The organism is Streptomyces sp. QH1-20 (assembly GCF_041283565.1).
Taxonomy (GTDB): Bacteria; Actinomycetota; Actinomycetes; order Streptomycetales; family Streptomycetaceae; genus Streptomyces; species Streptomyces syringius.
Genome location: NZ_CP166300.1, coordinates 132147 through 147052, shown reverse-complemented (window position 1 = coordinate 147052; position 14906 = coordinate 132147). Strand labels below are relative to the sequence as shown.

Here is a 14906-nt window from a genome sequence, read left to right as displayed (position 1 = left end):
CGGCGCCCGTCAACGACGTCCTCGTCCTGGAGGACATCCACACCGCCCTGGCCGAACGGGGTCTGCTGCCGGACGAGCACCTGGTGGACGCCGGATACAACGACGCCGAACAGATCCACCACGCCCGCCGCGATCACGACATCGAGCTGGTCGGCCCGGGCCAGTCCATCACCGTGGAGGGACAGGCGACCGGAGACATCTTCGACAACACCCGCTTCACCATCGACTGGGATCAGCGCCAGGCCGTCTGCCCCGGCGGGCAGACCAGCGTCGTCTGGCAGGAAGCCCAGAAGCATGCCGGATGACAGCCCTCGACTGGGCGCGCGTCATGCTTCATCGGCGCCGCAAGACCGTCGTGGCCTGCGACACCTGCCATGACCGAATCCACTCAAAACGGCCTGCCAAAACAGACACGCAGTAGTCACTGGAGAGCCGGATGACCGGGAGACCGTCATGACCGGCTCGGCGGGAGGCCGCGCGGAACAGGACCGGCCACGGCGGGCGCCTCACCGCGCGGCCGCCCCAACCTCATGGCTCTTCGGTTACCGCCGCCTCACCGTCCGGTATGAGCGAAGGGCAGCCACTTTCCTTGCCTTCCTCGACCTGGCCACAGCCCTGACCTGCCACAAGAGACTCGCCAAGATCACCGCGTGAGACACCTTCTTAGGCGGTGGTGCGTCATGATCCATCCGAAACTTCACTCCATCGCCCAAGCACACACTGCACCTTTGGATGGCCATGAGAGCGAGCGGGGCCCGACAGTTGACAGTCCCTGGGTGAGGTGGTCGGCCTGCCTCAAGCGTGTCACGGCTCTGCTGCCGGTGTACCGGAGGTGGACCGCCGTGGTAGTCGATCAGCATCGGCACTCTCATCTTCGCAAGTCCGTCCCGAAGTCAGGCAATCTCCTCGACCCGGCGTCGTGGCCGGGCGCTGCCACGGGGGCGAGGCGGGCGGAACGGATCGTCCTCGGGGGCGGGCGGCTCCATAGTGCGAGCCCGCAGGGTCACGCTGCGGATGGGCTCCGTCTCCACCTTCGTGCTCGGCTTGGCGACCGGGATCGTCACCAGCAGGTCGAGCACCGGCCGGGCCGGGGTGCCGAGTCCCGACCAGAGCTTCGTTGCTATCGGCTCCGCACCTTCGGGCGTGTCGCGTAGCTTCAGGGTCAGTGGGCTGGTCGGCGTGCCGGACGTCGGCGTCAAGTGGTCGGTTGCGACGCACCACTCCAGGAGCGTGCCGAACAGAAGGTGTTCGTCCCGCGGCGAGTGGCCCCAGACAGTGAGAGCGTAGGCCAGCTTGAAGTGGCGAGCCGGCGAGGTGTAGCCCACCACGAGGCCGTTCTCGTCGATAACACTCGTCTCACCAACCTGCCGCTGCGCGGCGTCCTCCTCGACGCTGTGCAGGAACAGGTTGACGCACAGCCCCGAACGTCGGGCGGCCCAGTCGGAGCTCGGCGTCTCGAAGACCACCTGGGCGTTCACGCCGTACAGAGGGCCCTTGCGCAGTTCCTTCTCAAGGGTGTCGTCGACACGCTGGACGATGCTCACCTAGTCAGCTCCTGGTCGAGGGAGTGGGGGTGGGATTGGCTGCGCCGGTCGGAGGCGTCTCCGGTTCGGCGTTCGGGCCCTTGAGGGGGATCAGGTCGCCAGTGAGGACGACGGTAGCCAGACAGTCGGTCGGCCCGGCGGGGGTGGGGGCGACGCCGGACGGTGGAGTGCAATGCAGCTCCAGCACGACCTTCTCGCCCACCTTCAAGGACACGGGCGTCGTCAGCGGGAAGTCCTTGGCTGCGGCCACCGACTGGGTCACCAGGCGATTATTGGCGGCCGTCACGATCAGGTTGCCGGTCGGCGGGCCAGTCCCGGTGATTCCGAGCGCCTTCAGTACGAGCCGGTAGCCCCGAGGGACCTTGTACTCGGCCATGAGTTTCTTGGCCTTGGAGTCGGCGGCCAGCGACGCCCCGTCGAGAGTTTTCTTCTTCAGCGCACCCGCGTCCTCCTTCTCCTTCTGCGCCTGTTCCTCCTGCTTCTTCTGGTCGTCTTCCTGCTTCTTCTTCGCGTCGGCCGCCTTCTTCTCCTCCTGCTGCACTGCCTGCACCTGGGAGGGGCCCTTGGCCGACTCTGTCTTGACCGTCGGCTTCTTGCCGCCGACCGGGGAGAGCCACAGGGCCACCGCCGCCACTGCCAACGCGCTCAGCGCGATCAAGGCCTTCATGGCCCGCTTGGGCAGGATCGGGCGCTGGCGGTGGACGAACTCGGCCGTCCGTTCCTCCTCGTCACCCCAGCCGCCTCGCACGCCCAGCTTCCAGTCCGCCGCGGTGCCGATCGGCACCGGACTGGTCACGCCAACGCTGAGCCCGACGCGCGCTTTCTCGCCGGCGTCCAGCGCCAGACGCGTGCGGCGCAGCTTAGTGCGCAGCGGGGCGTCCGGCGCTTCCGGCGCGAGGCGCAACCGGAAGGTCGTAGTGGCGTTGCCGGTGTTCTCCAGGAGGATCAGATTGGTGCTCCACAGAGCACCGCCCACCCGGGGGCGCACCGCTTTCACGTCGAGGTCGCGGAACTCGCCCACACACAAAGTCGCTTCGGGCACCGCCACCGCGAGGGGGTCCTCGACGGAGGCGACCCGGACCGCGAACGTCAGCGGGCCCGGCGGCAGGTCGCTGTGGCGGGGCAGAGTGAGCGGAATGTTGATCTTCTCGTAATTGCCCGGGTATACGGGCAGCTGACCGAGGTCGGCCTCGGTGTTCGGCCAGTCGGCGGGCGGCCCGATCAGGGTGAGCCGGTAGGCATCGACGATCCGGCTCTCGTTCCACACCCGAAGGTACGCAGTGAGCGAGGCGCCCGGTGTGATCGCCTCGTCGGGCACGGTGAGTTCGGCGCGTAGGGTCATGACGTCTGCCGGCTGAAGAACTGGATCTCGGCCATCGCCACGGGCGCGTCGGCATTCGAGCCGGTGGCAACCGCGTCGATCCGGATCTGCACCGAAACCACGTTGTCGATGCCCAGGTCGTAGCGTTGCGGGCCGGGCTGGCCACCCAGCGTGAGCTGCTTCTTGACCGGGCCCTGATCAGTCGTGTTTGCCACCACCGTGATCTTCGTGGGCCGACCGCTCTCGAAGAACTGCTCGGCGGATTTGGCGGCTCCATTTATCAGGGACAGGGCGGTCAGCCGGAACGGGTTCTGGAACGTGGCCGTCCAGGCCTGGCCCACCGCAGCGTCTCCCGTGCCCTGCGGAGCCCAGGCCTTGTTGTCGACGCCGTCGTGCGCGAACTGGGGGTCGAAGCCCTTGGCTGAACTGGTCGCGGACACGGACCTGGGGCTGACCGCGTACTGGGTCGCGAAGCGGTCCTTGACCAGCGGAACTGTGCGCTCGGCGACCGCCGCCACGCCGCCCATCGACATTCCGGCCGCCAGGCACACGGGCAGCGTGGCCAACGCCATGGACCAGCGGTGGTCCCAGTGCCACACCCTGGGCCGCTCCAGGTAGTCATTGCGGAACTGCTCCCAGCGGGTGAGCTCGGGCGGCTCGGGCTCCGGGCGCATCAGGGCGCCGCACGGCTGGCAGTACGTGCGGCTCTTGGCGTTGGGTGCCTCACACTCCGGGCACAGCAGCATGTGCGGGACGCCCTCCGGCGGGGACGGCGCAACGCTGGCCGAAGGCGCGGCGGGCCCCTCGGGCAGCGTGGCCCAGAGCACGACTTCGCCGTCGATCACCTGGGTCTGGGCGGCGGCCGGGGCGGTTTGGGCAGCGGAGGTGTAGGGGATGTCGGCGGGGGCGTACAGACCGGCTTCGCCCGGGGTGGCGAACTGCGGCTGACCGGCGGCGGGTTCGGCGGCCGGGGGCGCCGCGTAGAGGCCGGGGGTCGGGCGGCCGGGGTACGCGGAGAGCCCCTGCGGCCATACGGGTTCGGCGCGCGACCCGTCGGGAAATCCGCTGCCGTTTCTCCGCCTACCACTGCTGAATGCGCTGTGGGAGCTGTATGCCGTCGTGGATCCCCAGGTGCCCGCAGCAGGGGCACCCGGTGCCGGATGAGCGGACGCCGTATTGCCGTAATTCGTACCTGCGTGCCCCGCCGCCGACGGGCCCTGCTGGGCCTCCGGATACAGGGCGCGGATGTCCCAGTCCCGCGCGCCCCGGGAGCCCGTGTCCGCGGGGCCACCGAATGCGGGCTGCTGCGCCGCGGCGCCGTCGTACACCGGTCCATGGGCCCCCGGCGCCTCGGCGGAGGCGTAACCGGACCCGCCGGGCACCGAGGCTCCGCCGCCGTAACCGGCACCACCGGCCGCAGCCGAACGGCCGGAGTCCGCGACCCCGTACGCCTGACCGCCCGAAGCCGTGGAGCGGCCAGAGTCTGCGCTGCTGGCCGCGGCGGCCGGTCCGGGCCGCAACGGCACGACCGGGTTACTCCCGGTCCGGTCCCACCCCAGGTACGCTCCGCACGGCACGCAGAACATCTCGCCCGGGTAGGCCACCACTCCGCAGCCGTGGCATACGTCCTGCTCACCCGGTACGTGCCAGCCCTGGTGGCCGGATGAAGCGGTGCCCATCAGTACGCACCCCCCGCCGCGCCTCGCACGAGCAGCGGGTCCTCGTCGTCTTCGATCGTCACATCGGCGTACACGTGCGCTGGGATCCACTCCCTGACCAGTTCCGTCAGGTCGTCCACGGCACCCGGGTGCCGTGCGACCGTCCCGTACGGCAGGAGTACACGTACCTGGGCGCGCGGTCCGGCCGGACCCGGCCCCCGGACGGCGGGGTCATCGGGCCTCGCCGCGTAGTGTGTGCCGCCCGACTCGGTCAGCTCCAGACGGCCGCCGAGCACGTACCGCACGAGCAGGTCCAGGCCCGCGGCGGTGCCGCGAAGACCGTGCAGCTGGTGGCCGAGCAGCAGCGCGTTGCGCCGCCCCGTCATCCCCACGCACGCGGGCAGCGCCGTGTTGGACCAGCTCAGCATCCACGTCACGAAGTGCTCGGGCGCGGTGCGCGGGCTGAAGTACGCGTCCAGGCAGTCCAGCGTGGTGATCAGGGGTGCCAGGGCGTCGTCGAACCCGGCGATGAAGCGGTCCGCGAAGTCACCCTGCCGGTAGCTCTCCGGCAGGATGGCACGCAGCGACCGGCTGCCGGGCACCAGCGGGGGTGCCGGCGGGGCCACCGGCGGCGTCGCCGCGGCCTGTGGCGGTGATTCCATTTCTCGTCCCATCCCTCTGTCCGTCATGCGAGACCGTTCAGCGCGCGCTCTTGACGGCGACCTGGTGGCGGAAGGAGAGGAACAGCGTCGCGGGGCCGACGTCGATCCTGTCGGCCGCGGGCTGCCGCTCGCCGGTGCCGATGTCGGCGGGGTACATCTCGAGCCTGGTCACCGACTCGACGTCCTCGCAGCGTGCGGCGACCGCGTATAGGTCGCTCAGGCGCAGCGCCCGCCCCAGGGGCCAGCCCGAGCGGTTGTGTTCGCCGTGGCCGGACGGCAGCGGGCTGAGGCACTCGTACAGCGACCGCAGCACCCGCTCCTTGACCTCGGCCCGGTCCGCGCCCTTGGCGGCCTCGATCTCGGCGACCACGGTCACGCCCTGGTAGGCGGGCCCGCTGACCGACACGACGACGCCCATGGGCCGGGCCGCTTCCACCGCGCGGGCGGCTGAAGCGAGCATGGCCTCCGAGGGCACCAGCTCGCGCCAGCTGTCCTCCTCGCGTACATCCCGTACCTGAGGGATGATCAGAACACGTACTAGGCCAGCCCGTTCGGAGTCACCGGGGTCTGCCACGCACTCGATGCGACCGGCGTCGCGGCAGGCCGCGGCAACGACGGACTCATAGTCCTTCGCGGTGACTGCGCGGTCCTGGGCGCGCAGCCAGTGCCCCGCGCGGCGGCGCGCGCTGTCCACCGACTCGGCGTCCACGCCGCCCGTGGCGGGGGTGCGGTTGTCGACCCGCGAGATTAGGGCGAGCGGGGTGCGCAGCACCGTCAGGGTATTCGCGGCGACGTTGCCCTCGCGTCCGCCGCCGCGCCGGTAGGCACCGGCCGTGATCCTGGCGCCAATCTCGGGTACCGCGCCGTACTGCCGCATCTCGCCGTCCGGCTGGCGCACGGACGGGCCGAACTGGACGGTGCCGCTCGCCTCGTCCACGGTGATGTGCCGGTCGGTGGGGGAGGACTCGGTGAAGGAAGGCACCGCCTTCCACACTTGCCGGCCCGCCTTGGTCTCCACCGCCACCGCGCGCAGCGACCCGGCGACGACGGGGGTGCGGTGCACGCTGAAGGACTGGCCCGGGGTGCCGTCCGAAACGCCCATCTCGTCGTGCGGGACGGTCTCGCCCTCAAGGGCGGTCGTGGTGCCGCCCATCGTGTACGCCTCCAGGGCGCTGATCCTGGGGGAGGAGGAGTACGGTGGCTGGCCCGGGCCTGCCTCGGTGATGCGGCAGCGCAGCCAGCCCGCCCTGCGGCGCCCGATCAGTGAGACGGCATGTCCGTCGGGCAGGTGCAGCACGATCTCACCGGGCCGGTTCAGACCACCCGTGCCGTCGCTCTCGACCTCGCACTCCACCCAGCTGTCCCCGCACCAGGCCTCCCACACCCGCGGAGGGCGCCGCGGGTCCACGCCGACACCGTCCATCGCGCACTCCACGCGCAGTGCCACCGCACACCGCGGCGCGGCCTGCGACAGACCCACGAACAGGGCATCGCCAGGCGTGGGTTGCTCGGCGAAGCACGTCACCGGCTCGCCGGACAGGAAGCGCTCCGTGACGAGCTCGGGCGCGTGCCCGGCTGCCGCCGAGCCGATGTGGCTCAGCGAGGTCGGCACGATCGCCAGCTCCCGGTTCACCGTGAAGATCCGCGCGGGCGCGCTGCCCGAGCGCGGGGTGGCGACCTCCGTACCGGTCGGCACCGTCACGTCGGCCTCCTGCGGGGCCGAGAGCCGGAACGTCAACTCCGTACGCGCGGCCTGCGGGGCGGTGAGCTGCACGCCAAGCAGGTCGAGGAACTCCAGGTGGACCTTCTCTGGAATGCGGTTGACCCGGTAGGACAGCTGGTCGACCATCTGCGCGAACGCCTCGATGAGCGCCACACCCGGGTCGGAGACGTTGTGGTCGGTCCATTCCGGGCAGCGCCGCTGGATGAACCGCTTGGCGTCGTCCACGAGATCCTGGAACCGGCGGTCGTCCAGGTGGGGGCTAGGCAGCGACATCGGTGTCCCTCCTGTGCTGGGGGTGCGGTCCCTCGCCGTCGCGGGCGGGTATCACATAGAACGGGTAGACAAGGTTGCGGCGGCTGTTGGTGCCGGCCAGCTGGTAGGCGATCTGGATGTCGAGGACCTCCTGCTCGCCGGCGGCCTGGATCACGCTCACGTCGTCCACGGTGATCCGCGGCTCCCACCGCTCAAGGGACCGGCGCACCTCGTACGCGATGGCTCCGCAGGTCGCGGCGTCGAACGAGCCGAAGACCCGGTCACGGATCGCACACCCGAACTCGGGCCGCATGGGCCGCTCGCCGGGCTCGGTGCCGAGCACCAGACGGATGGCTTGCTCGACGTCGGCGGCGCCCTCGATCATCGCGATGCCCCCGGAGGGGCTCACGCCGAGGGGGGCGGACCAGCCGCGGCCGAGGAAGAAGTCAGCCACGGCACTCAACTCCTGCCCGGAGTGAGGGGATGGAGCGGCGCTCGCGGCTCGCGCTCGTGGCGGAGGGGATCGGGCCTGACACCGCGCTCAGCTCCCGATCATGACGGTCGGGCAGCCCATGGCGATCATGCCGCCGCCGCAGGCGATGGTGTCGCCCATCGCGGCCGCCGACATGCCGTTGATGAGCACCTTGCGGACGGCCACCACCGGCACGGGCGGGATCGGCGGAATGTGCAGGGGCCCCACGCAGGTCGCAAGTGACCCGGCGACGGCGGCTGGCTGCCCGCCGATGAGGACGGTGGCAGCCATCGGGGGGCCGGTCACCACGCCGGCCGCAGCGCCGTGGATGGTGGGGTCGCCGATACGTGCGGCGGGAGGCATGTCGGGTCTCCTTTCGGGAGGGGCTTCAGAATGAGAGGTGGGCGCGGGTTAGTTGATCTTCACGAGAGCCCCTGAGATCTCGGCCACGGTGCTGCCGGAGAACTTCGCCGTGGCCGCACTGACGTCGACCTTGGTTCCGGACATCTCGACCTGGGTGCCGGAGATCTTGAGGCTCTGCTGGGCATTGATGTCGATGCTCTGCCCCTTCAGCTCCAGCGGTGCGTTGCCCGCGTCCACGGCGATGCCGTGCTCGGCGGTGATCTCGACGGTGCCGTTGCTCTGCACAGAGATGAGCGTGTTGTGCTGATCCAGCTGGATCTGGAGCTTGCCGTCACCGGTGATCAGCGTGGCGCCCATGCCCGGACTGCCGGCATCGAGCAGTTCCAGACGGTGCCCTTCCTTCGACGCGAAGGAACGCCGGTTGGTCTTGCCCTGACCGCCGTCCACCAGGTCGAGCTCGTGCGGGGCGAGCTTGTCGACGCCGTTGTAGAGCCCGCCCAGGACGTAGGGCCGGTCGAGGCTGCCGTGCTCGAAGCCGACCAGGACCTCGTCGCCGACTTCTGGCACCACCACACCGTGCCCGCGGCTGCCGCTCAACTGGACGGTGCGAGCCCAGTTGCTCTCGTACTGGGCGTCCAGCCAAGGGAGCTGGACCTTGACCCGGCCCTGATCCTTGTCGTCCTTGATGTTGACGACCTTGGCCGGCATCAGCCCGTAGAAGCGCCGCAGTCCCACTTCACCGTCCCCGGGCCGTCCCACGGCTGTACGGTCCGCGCCCTCGTTGACCGTCAGCTCCGTCAGATATCCGGAGTCCGGGTGGTATTCGTGGCGTACGGACGTGACCGTGTACTGGCCCTCGAACTGCTTGCCCAGACCGGTCAGCGACACTCCCGAACGCAGGCGCAGTCGCGGCTCGCCGCGCACCACGGCGCGCAGTCGCGGCAGGCCCGCCGCGACCTCCTGGGCCATGCTCGTCGCCAGAGTCTCGGCCTCTCCCTGGGTGCCGCGTGGGAGCCCGGCGAGCAGCAGCGGCGGCCCGGATACCGCGCCCGACGGCGCTGTCCAGGCGGTGCTGTGCCGGGCCGTGACCGGATTGCCCGTGGCGACGAACGGCTCCTTGCGTTCGGGGTCCCAGCCCCGCACGGCGACGCCCGTCACTTGGTCGTCGAGGGATGCCACCGAGCCGACCTTCAGCAGGTTGGCGCCGAACTGCAGGGCGAACGGGCTGTCCTGGGCGGAGGTGCCCTTCGCGGGAGCGCTGGAGGCCGGGGCGGGCTGGCAGAAGTGCAGTTTGCCGTCGCGGAAGAACAGGTCACGCCCGTTTTCGCGGGCCAGGTGGCTCAGGAAGTCCCAGTCCGACATGGCGGGCTGGGTGAGGAAATCGTACGTCGACGAAGCGTCGTCGACGGTGCCGGTCTGCACGCCAGCCTCATTGGCCACCTTGCGAACGATGTCCCCGGCCGTCATCTTCGGATAGGACGCGACCCGGTAGCCCCGGCGCAGCCGGTGGGAACAGTCCCTGGCGCGGATGACGGTGAGCACACCGCCGAACCCGTGGGAGCCGCTGCCGTCCGAACTGGCTCTGGCCTCGCAGTCGGTGACCTCACCCTCGAACAAGGGGTGCTCGCCGTCGGCGGTGACCGAGACCAGCTTGAGCGCGCCGCCCAGGGTGATACCCCACTCGGCCAGCAGTGATGCGTTGTGCGGGTCCCGGATGCCGACCTCTGCCGTGGCCGAGGTGTGGCTGTTCTCCTGCACGACGGCCCATGCCAAGGCGGTGTTGCAGGCCGAAGGCATCCGGTGGCCCCCGGCCACGACGATCAGCCCGGCGGTATGGCGCCCTGTCATGTCGGTGTCCTTGTCCTTGCGTGGGGTGGGTGGCTGGTTGGAGCTCGGTGAGGGTCAGCGGTCCGTGGCGTTCGGCAGGACCAGTACGGTGCCCGGGCGCACCTTCGACGGATCGTCGATGTCGTTCAGCTCGGCGATCAGCCGCCAATCGGCCGCGCGGCCCGTGCTGCGCACCGCGATCGACTGCAGGGAATCCCCTCGCACCACTACGCTGAACTGGCGCGACGAAGGCGATCCCGACACGTGTCCCGCGCTCTGCGCGCTCATGTGCCCACCTCCTCCAGGGCCAGCTCGCACACGGCGCGCAGCGGATAGCCGTTGCTGGAGAAGCGGGTGAACTGGACCGAGAGGCGCCGCACCACCGAATGGAAGTTGGCCGCCTTGCAGTGCCCCCAGCGGAGCATGACCCAGGGCGGGGACGACTGGTTGTTGGTGACGCTCCTGTCCTCTGGCCGGCAGCATTCGAGAAGCGTGCGCACCCGATTGTCGACTGATTCGTCATTCGGCTTGGTCGCGTCCAGAACGATGGTCATGGTGAGCATCGTGGGCTGGCTTCCCACGAACTCGGGAACGGCGGCGTACGGCGCAAGGCGCGTGGTGTGCCGCACCCATGAGGTCTCCTTGACCAGGGTGATCTGTGCCGGATTGAACTGAAACGGCACCTCTTTCTCCAGCGTGCCGGGCGGCTTCTGGCCGCCGATCGGCGGCTTGTAGATCTCGAGGACCGCCTTCTCCACCTTTTCCACGGTCTCCTTGCCTCCTTTCTCGGGTGTGTCCGGGGTGATTACTTGGGCGTATCGCCGAAGTAGAAGCCGCCGTGGACGAAGTCGATCTCTTCAACGGCACATGTGCTGGTGGAGGTGTTCAAGGTCGGCCCCCGCCAGGCGACCGGCCGCAAGTCCAGGAGTTCCCACGACGCCACCTTCTTCTCGTCGGGTCCTAGAATCGCGACATACCCCGGTTTGGGATCCGGATTGGTCAAGTTGTCCTGGACCCATTTGCACATCTGCAGGGTGTCCTTCGATACGAGCCGTGAGACGGTCAAAGGGGTGTATTTGATACGGGTGTTGAGGTAGGTCGGCGAGGTGTTATGGCCTCCCTCGATGACCTCGTCCACCTCCATGGACATCGCGAGCCCCGTGCATCCAGTGAAGTCGTCGCATATTTCTCCCTTCGGCCCGTGGAAGGACAACTGGAACCGATGGGTGGGGAGGGGCTGGGCGTCTTTGCTCAACGTTGTGCCTCTGCTTCGGGTGAGAGAACGCCCATCGGGACGCCCCACTCGGAGGTGGGGGCGGCTTCGTCATTCGATCGGCGTGCTGTGCTGTGCTCTGCACGGGGGGAAACGACGGCGTGTTGCTGCGCCGCTTGTTCGGCGATCCGGTGAAAGACCGGATGCCCGTTGGCGAACGCGCTCGTGGCCGCAACCGTGGCGCCTTCGATTGGGCCGACCAGGGTGAAAGGCGAGAGGAACGAGGAGCGGGGGCAGACCTCCGCCCTCGTGACCGGCGCCGCCGTGAAATGGCCCGGCACGTCGGTGGCCCCGGAGGACGGAGGCGTGGTGCCTGTCATCGGGGCGGGTGCCGGATCTGTTGTCGGTATGACGGGGGTGGTCGCGGTGGCGGCGGACGGCCGACCTGGAGTGCGGGCCTCGGCAGGGTGCTGGGCGCCGTCGAGCGGCGTCATGCCGCGCGCGGGCGCCGCGCCGGAAACGGCTGAAGTGGTGATGCCTGGGTGCGCGAAGGGGCGGCGGTCGAGCCCGGCATGAACCGGGCGGATTTGGGGGCGCCCGTTCGGCGCTGCGGCCGTCGGTGGACGAGGTCCTTCCGGGCTCGGCGCAGAATTGGCTGCATCAGGATGCGGACCGGCTGGGGGCGTCCGTGCGTCCTCCGCAGGCCGCCGAGAGTGGTCGGACGTCCGCCGCTCGGAGCGGTCGATGGCCTCATGGCTGCGTCGCTCGGAGCGGTCGGTCCACTCATGGTTGCGTGGCTCGTGGCGGTTGGTGTCCTCATGGTGCTGCGCAGCATTGGTCGCTCGCGCCGACGTGCGTTGGGCGGTGCCCCGGCGACGCAGCGGGAGGTTGCTCGTGGGTGACTCTGCGGAGCCTTCCGTCGTCCTGCCGGCGTAGCCGCCATCCAGACCCGGGACTGCGATCTGGTGGCCTGCGGCAGCGTGACCATCGTTCCCGTTGACGCACGGCGCCCAGGGCTGTTCGGCAGGCGCGGCTCCGGGGGCGAGGGGAGGAAGGTCAGGAGCGGGCGCGGTGCCATCGGCGTCGGCGTGCTCCGGACGGCCGTTTGGGGCGGGGGCAGGGGCGGCCTCGCCCTGGTTTTTCTCAGGACCGCCACCCTGGGTGGTGCCGTTCGGCCAGGGCGAGTGTCCTGAGGGCAGAGCGCGGTCTCCGGAGCTTGCCGGTGCTGTGGCCGAGGGGGCCGAGAGGGCGGTGGTCTGCTGGAGTGAAGGCGCAGATGCCTGAGTTCCGGTCGTCGGCTCTGGCTGACGTCGGTGCCGTACGCCATCGGTCGCGGTATGCCTCTGCGAGCTCCCCGTGTGTCCTGTACCAGGCGTCTGAACAAGGCGAGTTGGTGGAGCCCCGGCTCCCTCGGGAAGCAGGGGCTCGGGTGCACAGGACGCGGCGGCCGGCGCGGTGGGGCCATCGGTCTCGCGGCGGTGGTCCTGGCTCCGGTCCCGCTGCTGCTTGGGTGTGCGACCTATGAGAGGTGCGGGGCGCATGACCATCGGCGTGGGTTCGTCGAGCTGGAGAGGGACGGCAGGGGCGGGCACGTTCACGCGGCAGACGTCCTGGCCGTACGCAGGGCTCGGCACGTCAGGCAGCGCCTGGTGCTCAGAAGCTGGAGCCGTGGTGCCCACCGCACCATCGACCGTGGAGATGCTGAGGTGTTGGAAGCCACGGGCTGCCTCGGGCTCCGGCGATACCGGCCCCGCAGAGGTGACGCGGTCAGGGGCACACTGCTCCGGCAACAGCGCAGTCGGCGCGGGCAGGGCGATAGTAGTCGGCTGGTGCGGAATGCCGGGTGTGGAGTGGTCGGCCAAGGTGCACGGGCCGGGCTGATTGGTGGTCTCCGGGCGAGCGGCCTGGGTGTCGAGTTCGGTGGGAGCGGCTGAACCCATTCCCTTGGATGCGGGGTTGTGCGGGGAGGTTTGTACGGGGAATCCGGGACGGGAGGCCGAGGTGTGCGGTGTTGCCGGGGCCTGTGTGCCGCGCTCAAGCGTGTGCGGGGTGGAGCGGTCGGTTGCTTCCGCCTGGGCCGCGTGGGTGCGCGCTGCCTTCGAGGTGGTTACGTCGCTGCCTTCGGATGCCGAAGCGGGCTGGGCGGCGAGGGAGACGGAGGGCTGGGCCGGGGTGTGCTGAGGACGTGCCGTGGCGGTGGAGTGGTCTGCCTCGGGCGATGGGGGCTGTTCCGGGCGGGCAGCCGCGTTCTGGTTCCGCTCGGACGGGGTGTGCTTGCGGTGGGCGCGACGTGCGGGCCGCATGACCGGAAGCGTGGATTCGTCGAACTTCAGAGTGGCCGCAGCGGACGTGACCGGCTTGGGGGCAGCGGTTTCCTGTCCCTGTTCGTGGCGCGGGGCATCGTGACGCGATTGCCCCTGCGCGTCAGGGACGGCGGAAGGTGTGCTGCCATCTGCAGGACGCACATCAGCCGGAGTCGGCCCGGCTGGTGCAGTTCCTCGGCCGGGTGCTGACATCGGGGCCTGCGACTGGACGCCCCCGTGCATCGTGGGCTCGACCAGGAGCGGGGGCGTCCCGGCATCGAGGGTGCCGAGGTCGGGGGTGCTGAGGTCGCCCGACTCGTCGAGCCGTGCGTGTGCGTGAGGAGCCTCCCGAGTGGTGCCGGGTTGCGGTGGGTTCTGCGGCAGCGTAGGGCTGGGGGTGGAAACGTCGGGGGTTCCCGGGGCGGCGGAGCGCATGCCGACGGAGCCCGACGCTTGAGGTGCCGTATCGGCGTCGTTCGGCTTGCTCGCAACGGAGTTGGCTATGGCGGGCCGCATGGGTGGGGCGGCATCCTGGGGAGCGGGCCGTGGCGTGGCGTCCGGAGCCGGGGCGTGGGCCTCCGACCGTTCGTGCGGCGTGGCTGTCGTGCTGGGTGAAGGCTGGTCGGCCGCGTCCTGGAACGGTATGGCCTGGGGCGCCGCCGGGGGGGTGGTGTCGTTCTCGGCGGCGGGGGCGCCATCGTGGTTCGGGTGCTCGCTCCGTTTATGGCTGCGTCGCGGGCGCATGACCGGGGGAGTGGGCTGATCGACTCGGAGCCGCGCGGCAGGGGCGGTGGCAGTCCGGCGGGAAGTGCCCGTCCCCTGCTCGTCGTGGGAGGTTCGCGGTGGCGCGGAGTCCGGTACGGAAGGCGTGCTGCTGTCGGTAAGGGAGTCGGCCGTGACGTACGACGTACTGTGGACGGCCTGCGTCTTGGCGGTCCGGTCCGCCGAGCACGGAGCCTCGTCCCGCCCGGTCGACGAGGAACCAGCCTGCTTGTCTTGGGCGTTGGCCTCAGGCGGCACGGTGTCGACCGGGCTCTTGCGGTCCGTCGGGGCGGCCGTCCCGGGTGCGGAGCCCTGGGCCTGCGTCTGCGTGTCGCACGGGCCCGCCTCCCGCCCGTGCGAACGGGAATTCGTGCGGGCGGCAGCCCGGCTGGCTTCGGCAACCGCGTCAGAGGCATCGCCGCAGAGGGCAGCGGTGGCTTCCCCCCGCGCGGACGCCTGCTGTGTGGGCAGTGCGTCGGTCTTACTGACAGCGGCGGGAGCCCGGTCTGTCGCCGGAGCGGGGGCACTCCGGGCATCTTCGCGCAAGCTGCTCTTGTGTGAGGGGGCAGCAGCGAACCCCTGCTGTACGTGCGAGAGGTTGGCGGCGATCCCCTGCTTCACGCGTGAGGGACCAGCAGCGAACTCCTTCTGTGCAACAGCCACTTCATGTGCAGTCGACGCCGCGGGGACCTGGTCGGTACCTGCGGGCGCGTCGACCGTCGCCGTGGTGGAGGCGTCGTCGACACTTTCGCCGAGGTCAGTGGCCTCGCGTGTCGGGTCCGCGCGGTGAGAGGGCCTGCGCGCCG

The 14906-nt window shown here is 70.1% G+C and carries 12 protein-coding genes and 1 pseudogene; 2 read left to right on the top strand and 11 right to left on the bottom strand.

Annotation, left to right across the window (positions count from 1 at the left end; all coding sequences use genetic code 11):
* Positions 1-83: 83 nt before the first annotated feature.
* Complete coding sequence (locus tag AB8O64_RS36040; protein WP_370424183.1) at positions 84-305, top strand: hypothetical protein; 222 nt, start codon at positions 84-86, stop codon at positions 303-305.
* A 223-nt stretch (positions 306-528) separates the two neighbouring features.
* Positions 529-654, top strand: a pseudogene (locus tag AB8O64_RS36035) (IS5/IS1182 family transposase); the annotation flags it as partial.
* Between the two features lie 239 nt (positions 655-893).
* On the opposite strand, the gene AB8O64_RS36030 reads toward AB8O64_RS36035, so the two are convergent.
* The 11 genes from AB8O64_RS36030 to AB8O64_RS35980 all read right to left on the bottom strand — a co-directional run bounded on the left by AB8O64_RS36030 (position 894) and on the right by AB8O64_RS35980 (position 11125).
* Positions 894-1544: a DUF4255 domain-containing protein gene (locus AB8O64_RS36030; RefSeq protein ID WP_370424182.1), complete on the bottom strand. Its 651-nt coding sequence runs from the start codon at positions 1542-1544 to the stop codon at positions 894-896.
* A gap of 4 nt (positions 1545-1548) precedes the next feature.
* On the bottom strand, positions 1549-2886 hold the full coding sequence (locus AB8O64_RS36025) for a hypothetical protein (RefSeq protein WP_370424181.1): 1338 nt from the start codon (positions 2884-2886) through the stop codon (positions 1549-1551).
* On the bottom strand, positions 2883-4544 hold the full coding sequence (locus AB8O64_RS36020) for a hypothetical protein (RefSeq protein ID WP_370424180.1): 1662 nt from the start codon (positions 4542-4544) through the stop codon (positions 2883-2885). Before AB8O64_RS36020 ends, AB8O64_RS36025 begins: the two co-directional genes overlap by 4 nt.
* Positions 4544-5185 carry a phage tail protein gene (locus AB8O64_RS36015; RefSeq protein WP_370424179.1) on the bottom strand — a complete coding sequence of 214 codons (642 nt, stop codon included), beginning with the start codon at positions 5183-5185 and terminating at the stop codon, positions 4544-4546. Before AB8O64_RS36015 ends, AB8O64_RS36020 begins: the two co-directional genes overlap by 1 nt.
* A 37-nt stretch (positions 5186-5222) precedes the next feature.
* Positions 5223-7181: a putative baseplate assembly protein gene (locus AB8O64_RS36010; RefSeq protein WP_370424178.1), complete on the bottom strand. Its 1959-nt coding sequence runs from the start codon at positions 7179-7181 to the stop codon at positions 5223-5225.
* On the bottom strand, positions 7168-7614 hold the full coding sequence (locus AB8O64_RS36005) for a GPW/gp25 family protein (protein ID WP_370424177.1): 447 nt from the start codon (positions 7612-7614) through the stop codon (positions 7168-7170). The genes AB8O64_RS36010 and AB8O64_RS36005 overlap by 14 nt, the downstream gene beginning before the upstream one ends.
* Positions 7615-7701: 87 nt before the next feature.
* Positions 7702-7995 carry a PAAR domain-containing protein gene (locus AB8O64_RS36000; RefSeq protein WP_370424176.1) on the bottom strand — a complete coding sequence of 98 codons (294 nt, stop codon included), beginning with the start codon at positions 7993-7995 and terminating at the stop codon, positions 7702-7704.
* A gap of 48 nt (positions 7996-8043) precedes the next feature.
* Positions 8044-9843, bottom strand: coding sequence for a VgrG-related protein (locus AB8O64_RS35995; protein WP_370424175.1), 1800 nt, complete (start codon positions 9841-9843; stop codon positions 8044-8046).
* Positions 9844-9897: 54 nt separating this feature from the next.
* Complete coding sequence (locus AB8O64_RS35990) at positions 9898-10110, bottom strand: LysM peptidoglycan-binding domain-containing protein (RefSeq protein WP_370424174.1); 213 nt, start codon at positions 10108-10110, stop codon at positions 9898-9900.
* Entirely contained in the window at positions 10107-10589 is a 483-nt protein-coding gene (locus AB8O64_RS35985) for a hypothetical protein (protein WP_370424173.1), read from the bottom strand. The genes AB8O64_RS35990 and AB8O64_RS35985 overlap by 4 nt, the downstream gene beginning before the upstream one ends.
* A 38-nt stretch (positions 10590-10627) precedes the next feature.
* Positions 10628-11125, bottom strand: a complete 498-nt coding sequence (locus AB8O64_RS35980) for a phage tail protein (RefSeq protein WP_370424171.1) — start codon at positions 11123-11125, stop codon at positions 10628-10630.
* Between the last annotated feature and the right edge of the window lie 3781 nt (positions 11126-14906).

Excerpts from the sequence above, each read along its gene's own strand:
- AB8O64_RS36020 (WP_370424180.1), bottom strand. The coding sequence starts at position 4,544 with ATGGGCACCGCTTCATCCGGCCACCAGGGCTGGCACGTACCGGGTGAG.
- AB8O64_RS36000 (WP_370424176.1), bottom strand. The coding sequence starts at position 7,995 with ATGCCTCCCGCCGCACGTATCGGCGACCCCACCATCCACGGCGCTGCG.
- AB8O64_RS36010 (WP_370424178.1), bottom strand. The coding sequence starts at position 7,181 with ATGTCGCTGCCTAGCCCCCACCTGGACGACCGCCGGTTCCAGGATCTC.
- AB8O64_RS36015 (WP_370424179.1), bottom strand. The coding sequence starts at position 5,185 with ATGGAATCACCGCCACAGGCCGCGGCGACGCCGCCGGTGGCCCCGCCG.
- AB8O64_RS35990 (WP_370424174.1), bottom strand. The coding sequence starts at position 10,110 with ATGAGCGCGCAGAGCGCGGGACACGTGTCGGGATCGCCTTCGTCGCGC.
- AB8O64_RS35995 (WP_370424175.1), bottom strand. The coding sequence starts at position 9,843 with ATGACAGGGCGCCATACCGCCGGGCTGATCGTCGTGGCCGGGGGCCAC.
- AB8O64_RS36025 (WP_370424181.1), bottom strand. The coding sequence starts at position 2,886 with ATGACCCTACGCGCCGAACTCACCGTGCCCGACGAGGCGATCACACCG.